Origin of the sequence: Massilia sp. HP4, from assembly GCF_005222695.1 — a bacterium.
In the GTDB taxonomy this organism is placed as follows: domain Bacteria; phylum Pseudomonadota; class Gammaproteobacteria; order Burkholderiales; family Burkholderiaceae_D; genus Telluria.
Genome location: NZ_STGG01000011.1, coordinates 41,524 through 59,102, shown reverse-complemented (window position 1 = coordinate 59,102; position 17,579 = coordinate 41,524). Strand labels below are relative to the sequence as shown.

General features: G+C 64.6%; 17 protein-coding genes and 1 tRNA gene. 10 read left to right on the top strand and 8 right to left on the bottom strand.

The features are described 5' to 3' along the window. The first annotated feature begins 122 nt into the window (after nt 1-122). Entirely contained in the window at nt 123-1,535 is a 1,413-nt protein-coding gene (locus E8M83_RS04150) for a circularly permuted type 2 ATP-grasp protein (RefSeq protein WP_137172129.1), read from the top strand. A gap of 1 nt (nt 1,536) precedes the next feature. Then, nucleotides 1,537-2,562 carry an alpha-E domain-containing protein gene (locus tag E8M83_RS04145; protein WP_137172128.1) on the top strand — a complete coding sequence of 342 codons (1,026 nt, stop codon included), beginning with the start codon at nt 1,537-1,539 and terminating at the stop codon, nt 2,560-2,562. 80 nt (nt 2,563-2,642) lie between these two features. Here E8M83_RS04145 and E8M83_RS04140 read toward each other — a convergent pair whose 3' ends face one another. After that, nucleotides 2,643-3,749: a putative zinc-binding metallopeptidase gene (locus E8M83_RS04140; RefSeq protein WP_137172127.1), complete on the bottom strand. Its 1,107-nt coding sequence runs from the start codon at nt 3,747-3,749 to the stop codon at nt 2,643-2,645. 283 nt (nt 3,750-4,032) lie between these two features. Between E8M83_RS04140 and E8M83_RS04135 the strand changes: the two genes are divergently transcribed. Continuing rightward, complete coding sequence (locus E8M83_RS04135; protein ID WP_170976689.1) at nt 4,033-5,523, top strand: PKD domain-containing protein; 1,491 nt, start codon at nt 4,033-4,035, stop codon at nt 5,521-5,523. Nucleotides 5,524-5,541: 18 nt separating this feature from the next. On the opposite strand, the gene E8M83_RS04130 is transcribed toward E8M83_RS04135, so the two are convergent. Further along, nucleotides 5,542-7,323: a DUF885 family protein gene (locus E8M83_RS04130; protein WP_137172125.1), complete on the bottom strand. Its 1,782-nt coding sequence runs from the start codon at nt 7,321-7,323 to the stop codon at nt 5,542-5,544. 126 nt (nt 7,324-7,449) lie between these two features. Beyond that, nucleotides 7,450-8,793, bottom strand: coding sequence for an NADP-specific glutamate dehydrogenase (gene gdhA, locus E8M83_RS04125; RefSeq protein WP_137172124.1), 1,344 nt, complete (start codon nt 8,791-8,793; stop codon nt 7,450-7,452). Nucleotides 8,794-9,101: 308 nt separating this feature from the next. Between gdhA and E8M83_RS04120 the strand changes: the two genes are divergently transcribed. The 5 genes from E8M83_RS04120 (at nt 9,102) to E8M83_RS04100 (ending at nt 12,962) form a co-directional block, all read left to right on the top strand. Further along, nucleotides 9,102-10,226, top strand: a complete 1,125-nt coding sequence (locus E8M83_RS04120; protein WP_137172123.1) for a toxic anion resistance protein — start codon at nt 9,102-9,104, stop codon at nt 10,224-10,226. A gap of 70 nt (nt 10,227-10,296) precedes the next feature. Then, nucleotides 10,297-10,884, top strand: a complete 588-nt coding sequence (locus E8M83_RS04115; protein WP_137172122.1) for a TerD family protein — start codon at nt 10,297-10,299, stop codon at nt 10,882-10,884. 49 nt (nt 10,885-10,933) lie between these two features. Then, nucleotides 10,934-11,833 (top strand): hypothetical protein, encoded by a 900-nt coding sequence (locus E8M83_RS04110; RefSeq protein ID WP_137172121.1) that lies wholly within the window; start codon nt 10,934-10,936, stop codon nt 11,831-11,833. A gap of 119 nt (nt 11,834-11,952) precedes the next feature. Beyond that, nucleotides 11,953-12,288, top strand: a complete 336-nt coding sequence (locus E8M83_RS04105) for a DUF5610 domain-containing protein (protein ID WP_137172120.1) — start codon at nt 11,953-11,955, stop codon at nt 12,286-12,288. A 131-nt stretch (nt 12,289-12,419) separates the two neighbouring features. Next, nucleotides 12,420-12,962, top strand: a complete 543-nt coding sequence (locus E8M83_RS04100) for a hypothetical protein (RefSeq protein WP_137172119.1) — start codon at nt 12,420-12,422, stop codon at nt 12,960-12,962. A gap of 32 nt (nt 12,963-12,994) precedes the next feature. On the opposite strand, the gene msrA is transcribed toward E8M83_RS04100, so the two are convergent. Beyond that, a complete protein-coding gene (msrA, locus tag E8M83_RS04095; RefSeq protein ID WP_137172354.1) occupies nt 12,995-13,510 on the bottom strand; it encodes a peptide-methionine (S)-S-oxide reductase MsrA in 516 nt (171 codons plus the stop codon). Nucleotides 13,511-13,753: 243 nt separating this feature from the next. Here msrA and E8M83_RS04090 point away from each other — a divergent pair, with 243 nt between their 5' ends. Further along, on the top strand, nt 13,754-14,206 hold the full coding sequence (locus E8M83_RS04090; protein WP_137172118.1) for a hypothetical protein: 453 nt from the start codon (nt 13,754-13,756) through the stop codon (nt 14,204-14,206). 103 nt (nt 14,207-14,309) lie between these two features. Here the strand turns inward: E8M83_RS04090 and E8M83_RS04085 are convergent. After that, nucleotides 14,310-14,385, bottom strand: a tRNA-Phe gene (locus E8M83_RS04085). A gap of 58 nt (nt 14,386-14,443) precedes the next feature. Further along, complete coding sequence (locus E8M83_RS04080) at nt 14,444-14,929, bottom strand: acyl-CoA thioesterase (RefSeq protein ID WP_137172117.1); 486 nt, start codon at nt 14,927-14,929, stop codon at nt 14,444-14,446. Between the two features lie 164 nt (nt 14,930-15,093). Here E8M83_RS04080 and epsC point away from each other — a divergent pair, with 164 nt between their 5' ends. Next, complete coding sequence (gene epsC / locus E8M83_RS04075) at nt 15,094-16,023, top strand: serine O-acetyltransferase EpsC (protein ID WP_137172116.1); 930 nt, start codon at nt 15,094-15,096, stop codon at nt 16,021-16,023. A gap of 9 nt (nt 16,024-16,032) precedes the next feature. Here epsC and E8M83_RS04070 read toward each other — a convergent pair whose 3' ends face one another. Next, nucleotides 16,033-16,761 (bottom strand): ABC transporter ATP-binding protein, encoded by a 729-nt coding sequence (locus E8M83_RS04070; RefSeq protein ID WP_137172115.1) that lies wholly within the window; start codon nt 16,759-16,761, stop codon nt 16,033-16,035. Beyond that, nucleotides 16,758-17,579 carry an ABC transporter permease gene (locus E8M83_RS04065; RefSeq protein WP_137172114.1) on the bottom strand — a complete coding sequence of 274 codons (822 nt, stop codon included), beginning with the start codon at nt 17,577-17,579 and terminating at the stop codon, nt 16,758-16,760. The genes E8M83_RS04070 and E8M83_RS04065 overlap by 4 nt, the downstream gene beginning before the upstream one ends.

Below are 17,579 nucleotides of genomic sequence, written 5' to 3'. Positions count from 1 at the left end.
GGTCGATACGTGCCTGTTTCAACAGAACATAAGCATGATTCATACCCACAATATAATCGGCTCGTACGGCGTCGGCCCGGCTGGCACGTTTCTTGATTGCACTTAGGTCACTGGAGGATCCGATGCCGAATTTTTACGATGAAATGTATTCCGCTGCGGCAACTGCACGACCTCATTATGATGCGTTTGCGCGCTGGCATGCGCTGCAATCGCCACAACTGATCGCGCAAAAGCGGGCCGAGGCCGAGCTGACCTTCCAACGGGTGGGGATCACCTTCGCGGTCTATGGCGACAACGCCGGCAAGGAACGGCTGATTCCGTTCGATATCATCCCGCGCGTGATCGACGCGGCCGAGTGGGCCCAGCTGCAGGCCGGGCTGGTGCAGCGGGTCACCGCGCTGAACCGCTTCCTGCACGACGTCTACCATGAGCAGACTATCCTCAAGGCCGGCATCATTCCGCCCGAGCAGATCCTGAACAATGCGCAGTACCGGCCCGCAATGCGGGGCCTCAAGGTCCCGTTGGACATCTACGCCCATATTGCCGGGGTCGACATCGTGCGCGCCGGAGCAGGCGAGTTCTACGTCCTGGAAGACAATCTGCGGGTGCCTTCCGGCGTGTCGTACATGCTGGAAAACCGCAAGATGATGATGCGGCTGTTCCCGGCCCTGTTCGCCAGCAACCGGGTGGCGCCGGTCGAGCACTATCCCCACCTGCTGCTCGACAACCTGCGCACCGTGGCGCCGCATGGCCTGGACGATCCGACCGTGGTCGTGCTCACGCCCGGCATGCATAACTCGGCCTATTTCGAACACGCCTTCCTGGCCCAGCAGATGGGCGTGGCGCTGGTGCAGGGACAAGACCTGTACGTCAGCGACGACACCGTCTACATGCGCACCACGCGCGGTCCAAAGCAGGTCGACGTGATCTATCGCCGCATCGACGACGATTACCTCGACCCGCGCGCCTTCCGCGCCGAGTCGACCCTGGGCGTGCCGGGCCTGCTCGACGCGGTGCGCGCCGGCCGGGTTGGCCTGGCCAATGCCATCGGCACCGGGGTGGCCGACGACAAGTCGATCTACCCCTACGTGCCGGACATGATCGAATTCTACCTGGGGGAAAAACCGATCCTGAACAACGTGCCGACCTACCAGTGCCGCAAAAAAGAAGATCTCGCCTACACCCTGTCCCGGCTGCCCGAGCTGGTGGTCAAGGAAGTGCACGGCGCGGGCGGCTACGGCATGCTGGTCGGGCCGGCCTCGACCCAGGCCGAGGTCGAGGCCTTCCGCGCGCGCCTGCTGGCCAATCCCGACGGCTATATCGCCCAGCCCACGCTGGCGCTGTCGGCTTGCCCGACCTATGTCGAAGCGGGCATTGCGCCGCGCCACATCGACCTGCGCCCCTTCGTCTTGTCGGGCAAGACCGTGTCGATGGTGCCGGGCGGCCTGACCCGGGTGGCCCTGCAAGAGGGCTCGCTGGTGGTCAATTCGTCGCAGGGCGGCGGCACCAAGGACACCTGGATACTGGAGAACTAGCATGTTGAGCCGCACCGCAGATCATTTGTTCTGGATGGCCCGCTACACCGAGCGGGCCGAAAACACGGCCCGCATGCTCGATGTCCGGGTCCAGTATTCGTTGATGCCGCAATCGGCCCAGGCCGAGCAGCAGGGCTGGCGCAGCATGCTGGGCGTGTCCGAGCTGGAAGCACAGTTCGAGGCCAAGTACCCGGCGCTGACGCAGAAGGACGTGATCGACTTCATGGTGCGCGATCCGGACAACCTGTCCTCGATTACCAGCTGCCTGCGCGCGTCCCGCGAGAACGCGCGCGCCGTGCGCGGCGCCCTGACCACCGAGGTATGGGAAACCGAGAACACGACCTGGCTGATGCTGCAGCAGCATCTCCGGAACCGCACCTTCGAGCACGATCCCGGCCAGTTCCTGGAATGGGTCAAGTACCGCTCGCACCTGTCGCGCGGCGTTACGCTGGGCACCATGTTCCAGGACGAGGCGTTCAACTTCATCCGCCTCGGCACCTTCCTGGAACGGGCCGACAATACGGCGCGCATTCTTGACGTCAAGTTCAGGTTCACGCCGTCCGACGCGGTCCAGGCGGGATCGCAGGCCGAGTTCTACCAGCTGGCGGCGCTGCTGCGTTCCGTCTCTGCCTTCGAGATCTACCGCAAGGTCTACCGTGACGCCATCACGCCCAAGCGGGTCGCCGAGCTACTGATCCTGCAGGAAAAAATGCCGCGCTCGCTGGTGGCGTGCATGGCCGCGGTCGTAGCCAACCTGCAGGATGTGCGCAACGCCCAGTCGCACGACACCGAGCGCCTGGCCATGGAGCTGTACGCCATGCTGCAAGCGGCGCCGATCGGCGCCATCCTCGAAGAAGGCCTGCACCCATTCCTGACCCGCTTCCTGGCGTCGGTCGACGCGCTGGGCAACGGCATCAGCCGCGACTTCCTGATCCCGATCGAACCGCCCGTGCCCGAAGAAGGGCAAACCCAGTCCCAGACGCAGACCCTGTCCGGGATGACGCAAACCCAGACCCAGACGGCGTGAGCGGACGGCGCACCAGGACATCGCGCGCCGCACCGTCTTGAGGAAAAACGGCGGCGCGCGCTTCATGACGGTGCGTCGAATCAGGCGGCCGGCGTGGCAGCGGCCGGCATGGTCGGCGCTGGATCTTTCTTGATTTGTGCGCGCACCACCCGGTGCACGAAGGCCAGCTTTTCCCGTACCGGGGGACTGAGGGTGAACGGATACGAGTCAGGCATCCCGATGCTGCGATTCAGGCTGTTGAGCACATAAGTCAGCGCGAACCAGTCGTTCAGGGTATCGTCGAACGCATCCGTCCTGGTCGGCAGGGTGATGCCGTCGATTGCGGGCTCGTCGGCCTTGCGGGGCTTGAGCTGCAGGCCGCAGGCATGCGCCGTTTCCAGGGTATCGATGACATGCAGGTAATGGGCCCAGGTCTCGGCCCAGTCTTCCCACGGGTGCGAGCTGGCATAGCTGCTCACGAAGCGCTCGGCCCAGTCGTCGGCCGGCCCATTCGCGTAATGGCGCTTGAGGCTCTCGCCGTAATCCTGGCGCTCGTCGCCGAACAGGGCGCGGTACTCGTCGATCCATGGGCTGTTGGCCACCAGGCGGTCGAAATAGTAATGCCCACTTTCATGACGGAAATGTCCTAACAGGGTGCGATAGCGCTCGTGCATCTGTTCGCGCGTGCGTTCACGCTCGGCCGGGTCGGCTTCGGCAATGTTCAGGGTGATCACGCCATCGGCATGGCCGGTCATCACGCACTGATCGGTCACACCGTCTTCAAGGAACTGGAAGGCCAGGCCGGTTTCGGGCTCGTCTTCCTTCGGGGCCGGGGTCAGGTTCAGTGTCGCCAGCGAAAACAGCAGGCGGCGCTTGGCGGCTTCGAGGCGCGCCCACAAGATATGGTTTTTTTCGGACGTCAGCGCCGGGATGATCACGGTCAGCTGGCATGAGGCGCATAGCTCGTGCGGGTCGTCCGCAGGCAACATCCAGTTGCAGACATTGTGCTGCACGTAATTGCTGCACTGTTTGTAGAGCTTGCCTTCATCGTTGTGGTTCAGGCTTCGCCACAGGCCGTCGTCGGTCTGCTCGAAGCTGTTGACGCTGCGCGTGGCCGGCTGGTAGCCGAGCGTGCTGTCGCAGTTGCAGCAGAGAGTGTTTTCGAAAAATATTTGTTGTGAGCACTTGTCGCAGTGAAAGGTCTTCATGGCAGAGCTAAGGAATTGGAGTGGAAATTGTCGGTAGTTGGTATGAACAATCTAGCAGTAAAACCGCTCTCGGCAGGCACGTGTAAGACAACGCCGCATATCGTGTGCGCATGCAAGGAGCGTGTGAGATGTTCGCCACAGGATGCCTTGGTTTGGCACAGATGAGCGCGCGGTATCGGGCGGGTTCGATCGTGCGTTCCAATGCGCGGTGCATGATCGACGCTCTTGCCCGACATCGACGAAGGTGACGGGCGCCGGAGTTCATTTTTCATGGGAGACATGTATGAATTTGGTTCGATCGCACAAGAATCGGGTTGGCAGCACGCCAGGATGGCTGGTGCGCCTGGCCTCGGCGTTGGTATTGCTGCACAGCGTGGCCGCCGGTGCGACGCCGTCCCAGCCTGGCCACCCCGCATACCGCGTCATCAATCTCGGGCCCGGCACCATCGCCACCTACCCGGCGATCAATGCCAACGGCCAAGTCGCCTTTTCGCTGATCCAAGGCGGGCGCATCAGCGGCTTCTTCCATGACGGCGCCTCGGTTCGCAATATCGGCTCGCTGGGCGGCGGCACCGTCTATGTCAACGGCTTGAACGATGCCGGGCAAATCGCGGGCACCTCGGTGAATGAAAACGGCGTCGAAAATGCCTTCGTCTGGAGCGCGGGCGGCGGCATGCTCGACATCCGCGCCGAGCCGGGCAGGGGGCGTTCGTATGGCTGGGCCATCAACAACCGCGGCGTCGTCACCGGCTCATTCAACGATTCGGCCCGCCTGTTCCGCTGGAGCCATGCCGGCGGCGTGGAAGACCTGGGCGTCACGCCTGCCTTTGCGCAACCTTCGGGCCGCGTCCTCAACGATGCTGGCCTGATCGCCGGCGTGACCACCATCGACGACGAATTCACCCGCGTGTTCGCCTGGACGCGCGCGAGCGGCCTGGTCGATATCGACACGCTGGGCAGCGTCGAGTCGAATCCTGTCGCGGTCGGCGCCGGAGGCGAGGTGGCGGGCAATCGTCTCGCGTCCTGGGACGATGGCGGCGATCGCCCCTTCCTGTGGACGCGGGCCACCGGCATGGTGGACCTGGGGATCGGCCGCGGCACCACGGCCTGGGTCAATGCGATGACGCCAGGCCTGCATATCGCCGGCGGCATCGGCTACTCGGACGGACGCCAGCGCGCGATGTCATGGACGCGCCGCACCGGCATGCGCGAACTCGGCACCCTGGGCGGCCGTACGTCGGTCGCGCGCGGCGTCAATGCGAAAGGGCAGATCGTCGGCTTTGCCGAGAACAGGGCTGGCGCCATGCGCGCCTTCGTCTGGAGCGCCGGCGGCGGCATGCTCGACCTGAACCGGCTGCTGCGCCGCGCGCCCCCTACGCTGGTGCTGGAGCATGCGATGTCGATCAATGACCGGGGCGAGATCGTGGCCAGCTCGAACTCCGGCCTGGTGCTGCTGCGGCCCGACCATGGGCGCAAGAGCGGACACACGGTCGGGCCGCTGGTGGCGCCGCGGGCGATCGCCGTCGGCGCGCCGCTGCGGGCCTCGGTGTCCTTCGTGGATGGCGACCGGATCGGCACGCGCAGCGTGGATTGGTCGTGGGGCGATGGCAGCAGCGGCGCCGCGCGCAAGATCAGCGAGCGTGGCGGCGTGGCCAGCGCGAGCGCCAGCCACGGTTATTCAACGCCGGGGAACTATACGGTGACAGCCACGGTGATCGACCGCGAAGGCCGCGTCACCGTGGTCAGCCAGGATGTCGAGGTGACCGGGCCGTAGATAATGCGGCCCGCGTGCTCAGCCCTTCTTCTGCGCCGCGATCCAGCGATCGGTCGCCGCTTCGAGCACGTCGAGCGGCACCGCGCCGTGCGACAGCACCTCGTTGTGGAAGGCGCGCAGGTCGAACGACGGGCCCAGCGTCTTCTCGGCGCGTGCGCGCAGTTCGCGCAGCTTCAGTTCGCCGATCTTGTAGCTCAGGGCCTGGCCGGGAATCGCGATATAGCGCTCGACTTCCTGCACCGCCGTCACCTCGTTCTGGGGCACGTTATCCATGAAGTAGGCGATCGCCTGCTCGCGCGTCCAGCCCTTCGAGTGGATGCCGGTGTCGACCACCAGGCGCACGCCGCGCCAGATTTCGGCGGTCAGGCGGCCGACCCACTGCCATGGGTCCTGGTACATGCCGATTTCCTGGCCCAGCATTTCGCTGTACAGGCCCCAGCCTTCCGAGAAGGCAGTGCTGCCGCCGAAGCGGCGGAATGCCGGCAGGCCGGTCGTTTCCTGCGCCAGGCTGCGCTCGAAGTGGTGGCCGGGAATGGCTTCGTGCAAGAAGAAGGCGGTGGTCGTGAAGTTGGTGCGGGTCTCGGGCTTGTAGGCGTTAAAGTAGAACACGCCGGGACGCTTGCCGTCGACCGAACCGCGCTGGTAGGAGGCCGGGGCCGCGCTCACTTCGCGGAAGGCTTCGACCGGGCGGATCTCGAACGGCGCCTTGGGCACGCGCGCGAACAGCTGGTCGACCTTGGCCTCGACCCGCGGACGCATCGCTTCATAGGCCGCCTGGATTTCTTCGCGCGACTTGAAACGCAGCTCGGGCGCGGTATTCAGGTGCGCGAAGAATTCCTTCAGCGTGCCCTGGAAGCCGACCTTGACCTTGGCTTCCTCGAACTGCGCGCGGATGCGCGCGACTTCGCGCAGGCCGATCTCGTGGATTTCTTCCGGCGACAGGTCGGTCGTGGTCGAGCGGCGCGCGAGGAAGGCATACCACTCCTTGCCGCCGGGGAGGGCGCCGATGCCGGCCGTGTCGCGGCCCGCCGGCAGATAGGTGTCGCGCATGAAGGCCAGCAGCTTGCGGTTGGCCGGCGCCAGTTGTTCGCGCACCATTTTTCCGTAGGCATCAAGCAGGCGCTTCTTGTCGGCAGCGCTGAAAGGGTCCGGGAATTTCTTGGTTGGCCCCATATAGGTGCTGGTCGCCAGGTCGTCGCTGCCGACATTCTCGAGTTGCGGCAGCACGCGCCCGATCAACGCCTTCGGCATCACGATGCCTTGCTTGATCCCGGCGCGCATATTGGCGATCGCGTCGTCGACGGCCGGCGCGTAGCCGGCGGCGCGCTTGAGCCAGTTGTCGTAGTCCTGCACGGTCAGGAAAGGCTGGGTCGAGGCGCCCGAACCCAGCTGGGCCATCAGCAGGTGCAGGCCCGAGAACTGGTCCACCGGCACCAGGTCGGACGGGAAACGCAGGCCATCCAGGTTTTGCTGCAGGTTGTAACGCAGCAGGTCATAGCTGATGCGGTCTTCCGACGGCAGCGGGGCTGGATCGAAGGTGGCGCTGCGCGCGAGGTATTTTTCGGCCAGCGCGCGGGTCTGTGCGCGACTCTCGGCCGACGAAGTCGGCCCGAAGCGATCGTTGTAGCGATGGTCGCCGTTGAAGGTGGCGGCGATCGGGTTCTCGCGCAGGTAGTCTTCCCAGTAGTCGGTATACAACTGGTTCATCTTTTCCGGCGTGGCCGGCGTCTTGACCTGGGCGATGGCGGGCAGGGCGGCGCACAGCAGGGTGCACAGGAACAGGGGGAGCGAGCGGGTCATGGTTTCTCTTGGTGGTCGAGGCCGTGCAAGAATAACATGACACTGGGGCAATGGAATCAAGCGGCCAGAGCTGAAACGCCGGCCTCGATGGACCGGCGTCGCGCCGATGCTGCGCTTAGCGCAGGATCAGATCACGCCCTGCGCCAGCATGGCGTCCGCCACTTTCACGAAACCGGCGATGTTCGCGCCGTCCACGTAGCTGATGCTGCCGTCCGGGCGCGCGCCATACTTCAGGCAGGCGGCATGGATGCCTTTCATGATCTGCAGCAGGCGGGCGTCGACTTCCTCGCTCGGCCACGACAGGCGCTCTGCGTTCTGGCTCATTTCCAGGCCCGAGGTGGCGACACCGCCGGCATTGCTGGCCTTGCCCGGCGCATACAGCACGCCAGCGGCCTCGAACGCTTTCGCGGCCTCGATGGTCGACGGCATATTCGCTCCTTCGGCCACGCACAGCACGCCATTGCGGATCAGCACGGCGGCATCGTTGGCATCGAGTTCGTTCTGGGTTGCGCAAGGCAGCGCCACGTCGACCGGCACATGCCAGGGCCGCACGCCGGCTTCGAAGCGGCTGCCGCTGCGTTCGGCGTAATCGCTGACGCGGCCATACAGGTGGTTCTTGACTTCCATCAGGAGCGCCAGCTTCTCGGTCGTGAACCCGTCGGTGTCGATCACCGTGCCGCTCGAGTCGGACACCGTGATGACCTTCGCGCCGAGGGACATCGCCTTTTCCACGGCATACTGCGCCACATTACCCGAGCCCGACACGCTCACGCGCAGGCCTTCGAACGAGCGGCCGCGCGTCTTGAGCATCTCCTCGGCGAAATACACGGTGCCATAGCCCGTGGCCTCCGGCCGCATCAGCGAGCCGCCGAAGCTCAGGCCCTTGCCGGTGAAGACGCAATCGGCCCGGTTGCTCAGCTTTTTCATCATGCCGGCCATATAGCCGACTTCGCGCGCGCCGACGCCGATATCGCCGGCCGGCACGTCGGTGTCGGCGCCGACGTGGCGGAACAGTTCGCTGACGAAGGCCTGGCAGAAACGCATGACCTCACCCGGGCTCTTGCCCTTGGGATCGAAATCGGAACCGCCCTTGCCGCCGCCCATGGGGAGCGTCGTCAGCGCGTTCTTGAAAGTCTGCTCGAAAGCGAGGAACTTCAGCACCGACAAGGTGACCGACGGGTGGAAGCGCATGCCGCCCTTATAGGGACCGATCGCCATGCTGTGCTGGATCCGGTAGCCGCGGTTGACCTGCACCTGGCCATGGTCGTCCACCCACGAGACGCGGAACATCACCACACGCTCGGGCTCGACCAGGCGGTCGAGCAGGCCTTGCTCGGCATACCGGGGGTGCTGTTCGATGAATGGCCACAGGCTTTCCATCACTTCGGTGACAGCCTGCAGGAATTCCCCCTGGCCCGGGTTGCGGTCGGCAACATGCTGCAAAAACTGGTGTACGGATGCGTATTTCATGGTGGATCCTAAAGAGCGAAAAATGTCGGAGTTCAGGTACCTCGCCATCGATGCCGGTTGTCGACCTCATGTGGGGGGAGGGCGGTGCAGCGTCATCTTGTGGAATCAGCGGCGCCGTAGTGGGAAGGGGCGGATGGCCACCCGGCGGACGAAAACGTGGTCGAGCCGGTCACTCGCATGTTCGCCAGGGGATGATGTTATCAGAAGCAGGCCACGTGAAAAATAATGTGTTGATCAACTTGAAACTCCTGCAGCCCGATTTTCCGGTGGTAAGCTATTGATGTTGCCACTCCAACTCGAGGAATCCCATGAAACCGCTGTTCTCCTCCGACGACGAAGCGAACGCCGCCTCCGCCGCGCCCGTGACGCCTGCTGCGGGACTGCCGCCACTGCTGGATCCGGCCCGCGCGCCGGATGCGTTGCCGTCCCTGCGTCCGGAGACCAGCGCGGCGCCGGTGGTGCGTGTCGATCTCACCGGCATCGACGACAAGGCGATCGAGACACTGGGTAGCGCCGCCGGCCCGGGCGTGGCGAAGGTGTCGGCCAAGCTGCTGGGCACCGTGCGCGCGTCGGATGCAGATGTCTTCGGCACCCAGCTGAACGAACTGATCGCCACCTCGAAGGGCCTGGACCCGGCCAAGCTGCGTTCCGGCGGCCTGCTGTCGCGCGTGACGAATATGTTCGGCTCGGTCAAGGAAAAGATGCTGTCGCAATACCAGGTGGTCGAGTCGCGCATGGACACCCTGGTCTCCGAGATGACCCGCCACGCGAACGTGCACCGCGGCCGCATCCACGACTTCGACGAGATGTACAAGGGCCTCGAGATCTACTACCAGGGCCTGGATGCCGACGTCAAGAAGGGCGAAGCCTGGGCCGAGCGCTTGCGCCAGGCGGTCGCCCAGCAAGGCGCGGCGGCCAATGCCTTCGAGGCCCAGCAGGCCACGGAACTCAAGCGCCGTCTCGAGCGTCTCGAAAAACGCATCGACGACCTGCGCCGCGCGATGCTGATGGCCACGCAGATGGTGCCGCAGATCCGCCTGTCGCAAGACAATGCGCGGGCGCTGACGGACACCTTCACCGACATCGTCAATGTGTCGATCCCGGCCTGGCGCAATGTGTTCTCGCTCTACCTGCTGCAACTCGAAGCCAAGCAGAGCGCGGCGGTGGCGAATGCCGCCTACGACGCGACCGACGCGGCATTCCGCGCCCAGGCCGATATGCTGCTGGAAAACACCGAGACCGTGGCCCGCGCCAAGCAGCGCTCGATCGTCAGCCTGGAAACCGCCCAGCACGTGCAGACGCAGCTGATCACCGCCTTCGACAAGCTCGAGCAGATCTCGAACGAGGGCCAGCAGCGCCGCCGCGACGAGCTGCCGAAGCTGCAGGAGCTCGAGCGCGAGCTGATCGCGCGGTTCTCCCCAGGCGCGCCGTAAAGACGCCGCGCCCGTTGATCCGTGCGCGCGTTCGCGCCAAAATACGATTTTCACCAAACAAGGAAAGCTCATGTCGACGACGCTCCAGACCGGCCACCGCATCAACCTCGAAAAAACCGCACCGGGCTTGAAGCGCGTACGTATCGGCCTCGGTTGGAAAGTCAATGCGGCCGACGGCCATGCCTTCGACCTCGATTCGTCGGTGTTCCTGTGCCGCAAAGACGCAGACGACCATCCAGTCATGATCAGCAACGCCCACTTCGTCTACTACAACCACACGACCTCGCCGGACGGCGCCGTCGTGCACTCGGGCGACAACCGCACCGGCGATAAGGATGGCGACGACGAAGTCATCACCGTCGACCTGGCCAGGGTCGATGCGGCGGTAGTGGAGATGCCGATCGTGGTCACCATCCACGACGCCGAAGTGCGCAGGCAGAATTTCGGCAGCGTCTCTGGCGCCTATGTGAAGGTATACAACGACGAGACCGGCGAGACGATCGCGGAATACAACCTCAACGAAGATTATTCAGACAAGACCGCTCTGCAATTCGGCTCGCTGTACCGCAAGGATGGCGAATGGCGTTTCCAGGCCGTCGGCGCCGGCTTCAAGCTGAACCTGGCGACTTTCATTCGCAAGCTCGGCGGCACTGTCTGAGCACACGCGATGCAGGCATCGCTGACGGCTTGCGTCGCCAGGTAGATCGATGACACACCAGACGCCCAAGGCATTCGACTTCGGCGAAGAGCCGGAGCCGTCCTCCGATCCGGTCGACCGGCCGGCCGGGCCGCGGGCGTTCGATTTCGGCGACGCGCACGATGCCGCGGCGCCTGACCGCAATGGTCCGCCCAGGGCGCTGTCGTTCGACGACGTTCCCACGGCGCCAACGTCTTTCGCCGTCACCAGGAAATCCGCAGGCCGGCCGCTATTCGACAGCGAAGACCATCCGGCAGTGCGCGATGCGCTCGCCACGGTGCATGCCGATTATCCAGCCGTGTTCGCGCATGCCGAGCAGCGCCTGGCGAGGCTGTTTCGCCGCATCCTGCCGGTCAGGCTGGCGCTGGTGACCGAGTGGGCCGAGGGACCGTTGATCGAGCAGGCTGCGCTGCTCCAGCCCGTCACCGACCTGGTGCTCAAGTTCACGCAGATGGGCGTGCCGGCCTTGCTCGAGGCTGCGCTCGAGACCACCAAGGGCCCCACGGGCATGTTCGGCAAGCTGTTTCGGCGACCGACATCGCCGGCCGAATACCGGCCGGCGTTGACTTCATCGCGCATGCAGCTCTCGCAGCTGATGGCCGACAGCGAGATCGCCATGCGCAATCTGGAAGAGTCGGCCAAGGAACTCGGCCTGCATCTGCTGGTGCTGGCGGTCGTGTCGACACTCGTCGAAGACGCGCCGGACGCGACGCTGCGCGATGCGCTCGTGCAGCGCCGCACCTTGATCCAGCAGGCGGTACGCCAGGCGGAGCTGTCAGTGCTGCAGATGGGGCAGGTGCGCCAGCAGGCGGCCGACCTGATCGGCCAGGTGTCGTCGTTCCTCACGGTTACCTTGCCGGCGCTGGAGATGGCGCAGGCGCAAGGCGGCGCCGACAAAGAGCGCAAGTAAGCGAATCTGCGATAGACGAAGACGCCAGGGGCATCACGTGAGCGCATGATTCGGCGCAATCGCCGCGCATCGACGAATCCGACCGCAAGGCGCAAGCGGTCATCGACCTGATCCGGCCCTTGGTCGAGCAGCAGGGGCTCAACCTTGCCAAGGTGGCGGCCGGCGAGCAGCAACTGAATGCCGATCCAGCCACCATCGAGGCCGCCAAGGCAGCGATCGCGGATGGCGGTGAATTCAGCGTGGAAAAAACCGCCGAACGCATCCTGGGTTTTGCCAAGGCGATGATCGGCGCAGATCCGTCCAGAATGGAGTCCATGCGGGCTGCGGTAGAAAAAGGCTTCCAGGAAGCGCAGGACATGCTCGGCGGAAGCCTGCCGGACATCAGCCAGGAGACCCGTGACGCGGTGCGGGCCGGGTTCGATCGGTGGGAAAAGGATGGCATGCCGGCTGACTGAACTATCCGGTCATCGCGCGGATCGTTCAACCAGACGCCAATGGCGGAAATAGCGCCACGCGCATTCTTTTCGCACGTCATCCGCATGGTGCGGAGTGATATGCTGCGCCATTACACTCTAAAGCTACTGCGATGACCAACAAACCTCAGCCTCCCGCCAACAAGCCAGCCGGGACGGCCACCGGCCGGGTGGAAAATCCCTTCCTGGACGCCGAATTCTACAACCGCATGCGCGACTACACCGAGCGTGACGCCGCCTTTTCCAAAGAGTTGAAAGCCATCGGCGACAGGGGCGCGGGCAAGCAAAGCACCGACATGCGCGAGGCGCCGTCCCTGCAATTGCTGCGTGCCGTCGTCAAGAAGGGATTATCGCTGGAGGTCATGCTGGAGCGCATGGTGCAGGGTGTGGAACTGGGCTTGTGGGAGCCGTGGATGAGCGCCTTCGGTATCGAGATCCGCGGCGTCAACTACGCCAAGCCCGAACAACGCAATGCCCGCCTGGCGCTCGACATGAGTCTGGCATGCAAGGTCAATTCCGTGTTCGCCAACGCCGGCGTCGTCAACTGGCGCAGCCTGGTGGCAGAGGACTGCGCGCAGATCCAGATCGATAAACCGACCGAAAAATCCGGCGCCAAGGTCTACGCCATCTTCTACCTGGATGCGCCAGAAAAGTAACGCATCCAGGCAGGCCGTGACGGGATAGATTTTTAAGCCGATTCCTGGCGGACGGGCAGCTTCCAGCCCGGCCGGATGAAATGGCAGGTATACCCGTTCGGATTACGCTCCAGATAATCCTGGTGTTCTGGCTCGGCCTCCCAGAAAGGCCCTGCCGCGGCGATTTCGGTGACGGCCTTGCCGGGCCAGAGGCCGGACGCATCGACGTCGGCGATGGTCTGCTCGGCCATGCGCTTTTGTGCGTCGTCCAGATAATAGATGCCGGAGCGATAGCTCATCCCACGATCATTGCCCTGGCGGTTTTCCGTGGTCGGATCATGGATCTGGAAGAAAAACTCGAGGATCTGGCGATAGCTGATCTGAGCCGGATCGAACACCAGTTCGAGCGCTTCGGCGTGCGTGCCATGGTTGCGGTAGGTGGCGTTGGGCACGTCGCCGCCAGTGTAGCCGACGCGGGTTGAAAGCACGCCGGGTATACGCCGCAGCAAATCCTCCATGCCCCAGAAGCAGCCGCCGGCGAGGATGGCGGTTTCAGTTTGCGCTGTCATTGTTTGCCTTTGCTTGAATAAGTGGTGAGCCAAGAAAGCATATATTCCCACGTTGCTCCGTTCTTTGCTGTCCATGGCGCTGATGCGGGAGTCCGACTGCAGCATCGGCGCGCGCATCGGCGAGTGCGCTCGGCATCAGCCGGGCGGTCTGCGCCGGCCTGCTGTTAAACTGGCGATAGCCTTTCGATGCCCATTTGCCGGAGTACACAAATTTTACGTTTTCTCGTTACTGCAGCGCTGCGCATGCCAAAGCTGACGGGCGCCCTAGCATTGCTGATGCTGGCAGCCTTGGCCAGTGTGATGACCTACACCGGTTTCCTTGTCGTCGGGGTGTTGGCCGAGTATCTCGGCACGGGGCGGATCCTTGCCGGCCTGCTTTTAGGCGTTCTTCTTGCAAGATTTCCCTGGATAAGCAAAGGCAGGCTGCGTGTCGTTGGACTATTGCCTAAACCTGTACGCCGACCGCTGATCGTCGGCTTGCTCGCACTCTGCCTATGGCATTTCCTGTCGCGAGGCGACGCGGTTTCCGCAGCGTTCATTGGGGTTGCCACGGCTTTTGTTCTGACACTCCCATGGTTGAAGCGGGCCGTTTTCGATCGCCTGTCATCGTCCGTCCTCAAACGTACTGGCCGGCCAGCTCCCCAGGGCCCCGACGACATGGTGATCGATGGTGAATTCAGGGAACGAAAAGAATGAGCGTATGCCGCTTGAGTCCTCCTTGTCTCCGGACGCTGGATCTACTTGCGCCAGAAACAAAAACGCCACCCGAAGGTGGCGTTCTGCTGTACTGCTGAATTCTTGGTGGCCCGGGGCGGAATCGAACCACCGACACAAGGATTTTCAATCCTCTGCTCTACCAACTGAGCTACCAGGCCAAGAGGCCGCAATTATAGCAGCGTTCGCGCCGGATCAACAACCCGGGCGCGGCAATGCTTATCCCCTGGAAGTAATGCGCTGCGCATGGTCACGTTCCAGCGCCAGGCGCGACTCGCGCCGGCCCTTGGCTTCCTCGAAACGGCGCAATTCATCCGGCGTCGACGGTTCCAGCGGCGGAATTGCCGCCGGTTTCTTGTCGTCGCCCACAGCCACCATCGTGAAGAAGCAGCTGTTCACATGGCGCACCACCTTGCTGCGGATGTCCTCGGCGATCACCTTGATCCCGATTTCCATCGAGCTGCGGCCGGTGTAGTTCACCGCTGCCAGGAAAGTCACCAGCTCGCCCACATGGATCGGCTGGCGGAAAGTCACCTGGTCGACGCTCATCGTGACCACATAGCGGCCGGCATAGCGGCTGGCGCAGGCATAGGCGACCTGGTCGAGCAGTTTCAGGATGGTGCCGCCGTGTACATTGCCGGAAAAATTGGCGGTGTCGGGCGTCATCAGCACCGTCATGCTGAGCTGGTGGGAAGGCAGGTTCATGGTCGTGTCATTACAAAAGAAAATCGTTTGTTGATGTTGCCTTAGAAACTGCTGCGCGGCAAGTTCGACTGTTGGCGGATGCATTCTTGGTCGCGTCAAAGCACGCATATCGACATGCAAATAAAATCGTAGGCATCGAAAATCGAATCGTATAGGCTCGGCAAATGAACAGCGAATTTTCCCATCAAGGTGGGTCGGTGCAGTGGCACCTCGGCCCCGTCATCGACGCATTGCGCACCTCGCGCGAATCCACCCACAATATCCGGCACCAGGGCAGGGTGCGCGAACTGCCGTCGCGCGACGTCGTGCGCCAGATCGTGGACGGCATCTCGGCCGCCCTGTTCCCGACGCATTACGGCCGCCCCGACCTGAATGCCGAAAGCATCGACTATTTCGTCGCCGACACCCTCAACGTGGCCCTCGACCGCCTCGCCGAGCAGGTGCGGCGTGCGCTGCGGTTTTCGCCGGAATTCTCCGCCGAGCACGACCAGACCGAAGATGCCGTGCTGGCCGAGCGCGCCCGCGCCATCACGCGCGAGTTCGCGGCCAGCCTGCCGGGCGTGCGCGCGCTGCTGGTCTCCGACGTGCAGGCCGCGCTGGCCGGCGATCCGGCCGCTACCTCGGTGGCCGAGATCATGCTGTGCTATCCCGGCACCATCGCCATCCTCTACCACCGCATCGCGCACTGCCTGAACCGCCTGAAAGTGCCGTTTTTGGCGCGGGTCGCGGCCGATATCGGCCACTCGCTGACCGGGATCGACATCCACCCCGGCGCGCAGATCGGTGGCAGCTTCTTCATCGACCACGGCACCGGCGTCGTGATCGGCGAGACCGCGATCCTGGGCGAGCGCGTGCGCCTGTACCAGGCCGTGACCCTGGGCGCCAAGCGCTTCCCGGTCGACGACAGCGGCGCCCTGGTCAAGGGCACGCCGCGCCATCCGATCGTCGAGGACGACGTCGTCATCTATGCCGGCGCCACCATCCTCGGCCGCATCACGATCGGCGCCGGCTCGACCATCGGCGGTAACGTCTGGCTGACCCAGAGCGTCCCGCCGGGCAGCAATGTGTCGCAGGCGCAGATGCGCAATACCTGACGCGTACGTTCAAATAGCGTGCACCGCGTGCAGGCTGTCGAGGATCGCCGGTTTCAAGGGCGACAGCGCCAGCCTGCTCCGCTCGCGCGGCCAGGGCGCGTCGTTCGTGAATTCGGCGCGCACCGGGCCGGGCGCCCCATCCATCAGTACCACGCGGTCGCTCAGGTAGATCGCCTCGTCGATATCGTGCGTCACCAGCAGCACGGTCAGGCCGCGCTGGCGCGCCGCTTCGGCCAGGAGGTCTTGCAGGCGCATGCGGGTAAAGGCGTCGACCGCCGAAAATGGCTCGTCCAGCAACAGCACGTGCGGCTCGAGGTACAGGCCGCGCGCGATCGCCGCCCGTTGCGCCTGGCCGCCCGAGAGCTGCTTGGGCAAGGCATCGCCATAGCCCTTCAGGCCGACTTCGTCGAGCAGGGCGTGAGCCCGTTCCAGGTTCGGCCGCTCGTGCGCGCCGAAGACGACGTTCTGCGCCACGGTCAGCCACGGAAACAGGCGCGGCGCCTGGAATACCAGGCCGACGTCGGCGTCCGGACCCGTCAACTGTCGGCCATCGAGGCGCACCGCGCCGCGGTAGGCCTTGTCCAGCCCCGCCACGATCGACAGCAGGGTGCTCTTGCCGCAGCCGCTGGCGCCGACCAGGCTGACGATCTCACCCTGGTCCAGTCCCAGGCGCAGGCCGCGCAGCACGGTGCGCGCGCCATGGCTTTTCTCATCGATGGCAATGTCGAGAAAACTCATCGCGTCGTCCTTTCCACATAGCTGTCGCGCCAGGCCAGCCAGCGCCGTTCCAGCGCCTGCATCGCGCCGTCGCTGGCCTTGCCCAGCAGGGCCAGCAGCACGATGGCGGCCAGCATGATGTCGGCCCGGCTCGATTCGCGGCCGTCGGTCAGCAGGTAGCCCAGGCCGCGGCTGGCGGCGATCAGCTCGGCCGCGACCATGAACATCCACGCGAGGCTGAGGCCATTGCGCAGGCCGGTCAGCACCGAAGGCAGGGCCGCCGGCAGCAGCACCCGGCGCGCCAGCGCCAGCGGCGACAGGCGGTACAGCAGCCCGACCTCGGTCAGGCCGCGGTCGACGCCGCGGATGCCGGCCACCACGCCCATGTACACCGGGAAGAAGGCGCCGATCGCGATCAGGATGATCTTCGGCGCTTCGTCGATGCCGAACCAGAGCAGCAGCAGCGGCACCCAGGCCAGCGAGGGAATCGCCCGCAGCGCCTGGAAGCTGGGATCGAGCACGCTTTCGGCGCGCCGGTCGAGGGCGACCAGCGCGCCGAGCGGCAGCGCCAGCAGGGCGCCCGCGGCGAAGCCCGCCGCCACCCGCAGCGTGCTGGCGCCGACGTGGGCGGCCAGGCCGTTCTCGAGCAGCCAGGACAGCGATGCGAGGATGGCGCTCGGCGGCGGCAGCAGGTTGGCCGGCACCAGGCCGGAGCGCACGCCAGCTTCCGCCGCGATCAGGGCCAGCGCCGGCAGCAGCAATCCAAGGGGGACGCCGAGACGGCGGCGCGCGCGCCGTGGTGGCTGCGGTGCTGCGAGAGTGATGGCCTGGCGCTCCAT

Excerpts from the sequence above, each read along its gene's own strand:
- gdhA (WP_137172124.1), bottom strand. The coding sequence starts at position 8,793 with ATGAAATACGCATCCGTACACCAGTTTTTGCAGCATGTTGCCGACCGC.
- E8M83_RS04145 (WP_137172128.1), top strand. The coding sequence starts at position 1,537 with ATGTTGAGCCGCACCGCAGATCATTTGTTCTGGATGGCCCGCTACACC.
- msrA (WP_137172354.1), bottom strand. The coding sequence starts at position 13,510 with ATGACAGCGCAAACTGAAACCGCCATCCTCGCCGGCGGCTGCTTCTGG.
- E8M83_RS04140 (WP_137172127.1), bottom strand. The coding sequence starts at position 3,749 with ATGAAGACCTTTCACTGCGACAAGTGCTCACAACAAATATTTTTCGAA.
- E8M83_RS04110 (WP_137172121.1), top strand. The coding sequence starts at position 10,934 with ATGACACACCAGACGCCCAAGGCATTCGACTTCGGCGAAGAGCCGGAG.
- E8M83_RS04070 (WP_137172115.1), bottom strand. The coding sequence starts at position 16,761 with ATGAGTTTTCTCGACATTGCCATCGATGAGAAAAGCCATGGCGCGCGC.
- E8M83_RS04150 (WP_137172129.1), top strand. The coding sequence starts at position 123 with ATGCCGAATTTTTACGATGAAATGTATTCCGCTGCGGCAACTGCACGA.
- E8M83_RS04090 (WP_137172118.1), top strand. The coding sequence starts at position 13,754 with ATGCCAAAGCTGACGGGCGCCCTAGCATTGCTGATGCTGGCAGCCTTG.
- epsC (WP_137172116.1), top strand. The coding sequence starts at position 15,094 with ATGAACAGCGAATTTTCCCATCAAGGTGGGTCGGTGCAGTGGCACCTC.
- E8M83_RS04130 (WP_137172125.1), bottom strand. The coding sequence starts at position 7,323 with ATGACCCGCTCGCTCCCCCTGTTCCTGTGCACCCTGCTGTGCGCCGCC.
- E8M83_RS04065 (WP_137172114.1), bottom strand. The coding sequence starts at position 17,579 with ATGGAGCGCCAGGCCATCACTCTCGCAGCACCGCAGCCACCACGGCGC.
- E8M83_RS04080 (WP_137172117.1), bottom strand. The coding sequence starts at position 14,929 with ATGAACCTGCCTTCCCACCAGCTCAGCATGACGGTGCTGATGACGCCC.
- E8M83_RS04115 (WP_137172122.1), top strand. The coding sequence starts at position 10,297 with ATGTCGACGACGCTCCAGACCGGCCACCGCATCAACCTCGAAAAAACC.
- E8M83_RS04135 (WP_170976689.1), top strand. The coding sequence starts at position 4,033 with ATGAATTTGGTTCGATCGCACAAGAATCGGGTTGGCAGCACGCCAGGA.
- E8M83_RS04120 (WP_137172123.1), top strand. The coding sequence starts at position 9,102 with ATGAAACCGCTGTTCTCCTCCGACGACGAAGCGAACGCCGCCTCCGCC.
- E8M83_RS04100 (WP_137172119.1), top strand. The coding sequence starts at position 12,420 with ATGACCAACAAACCTCAGCCTCCCGCCAACAAGCCAGCCGGGACGGCC.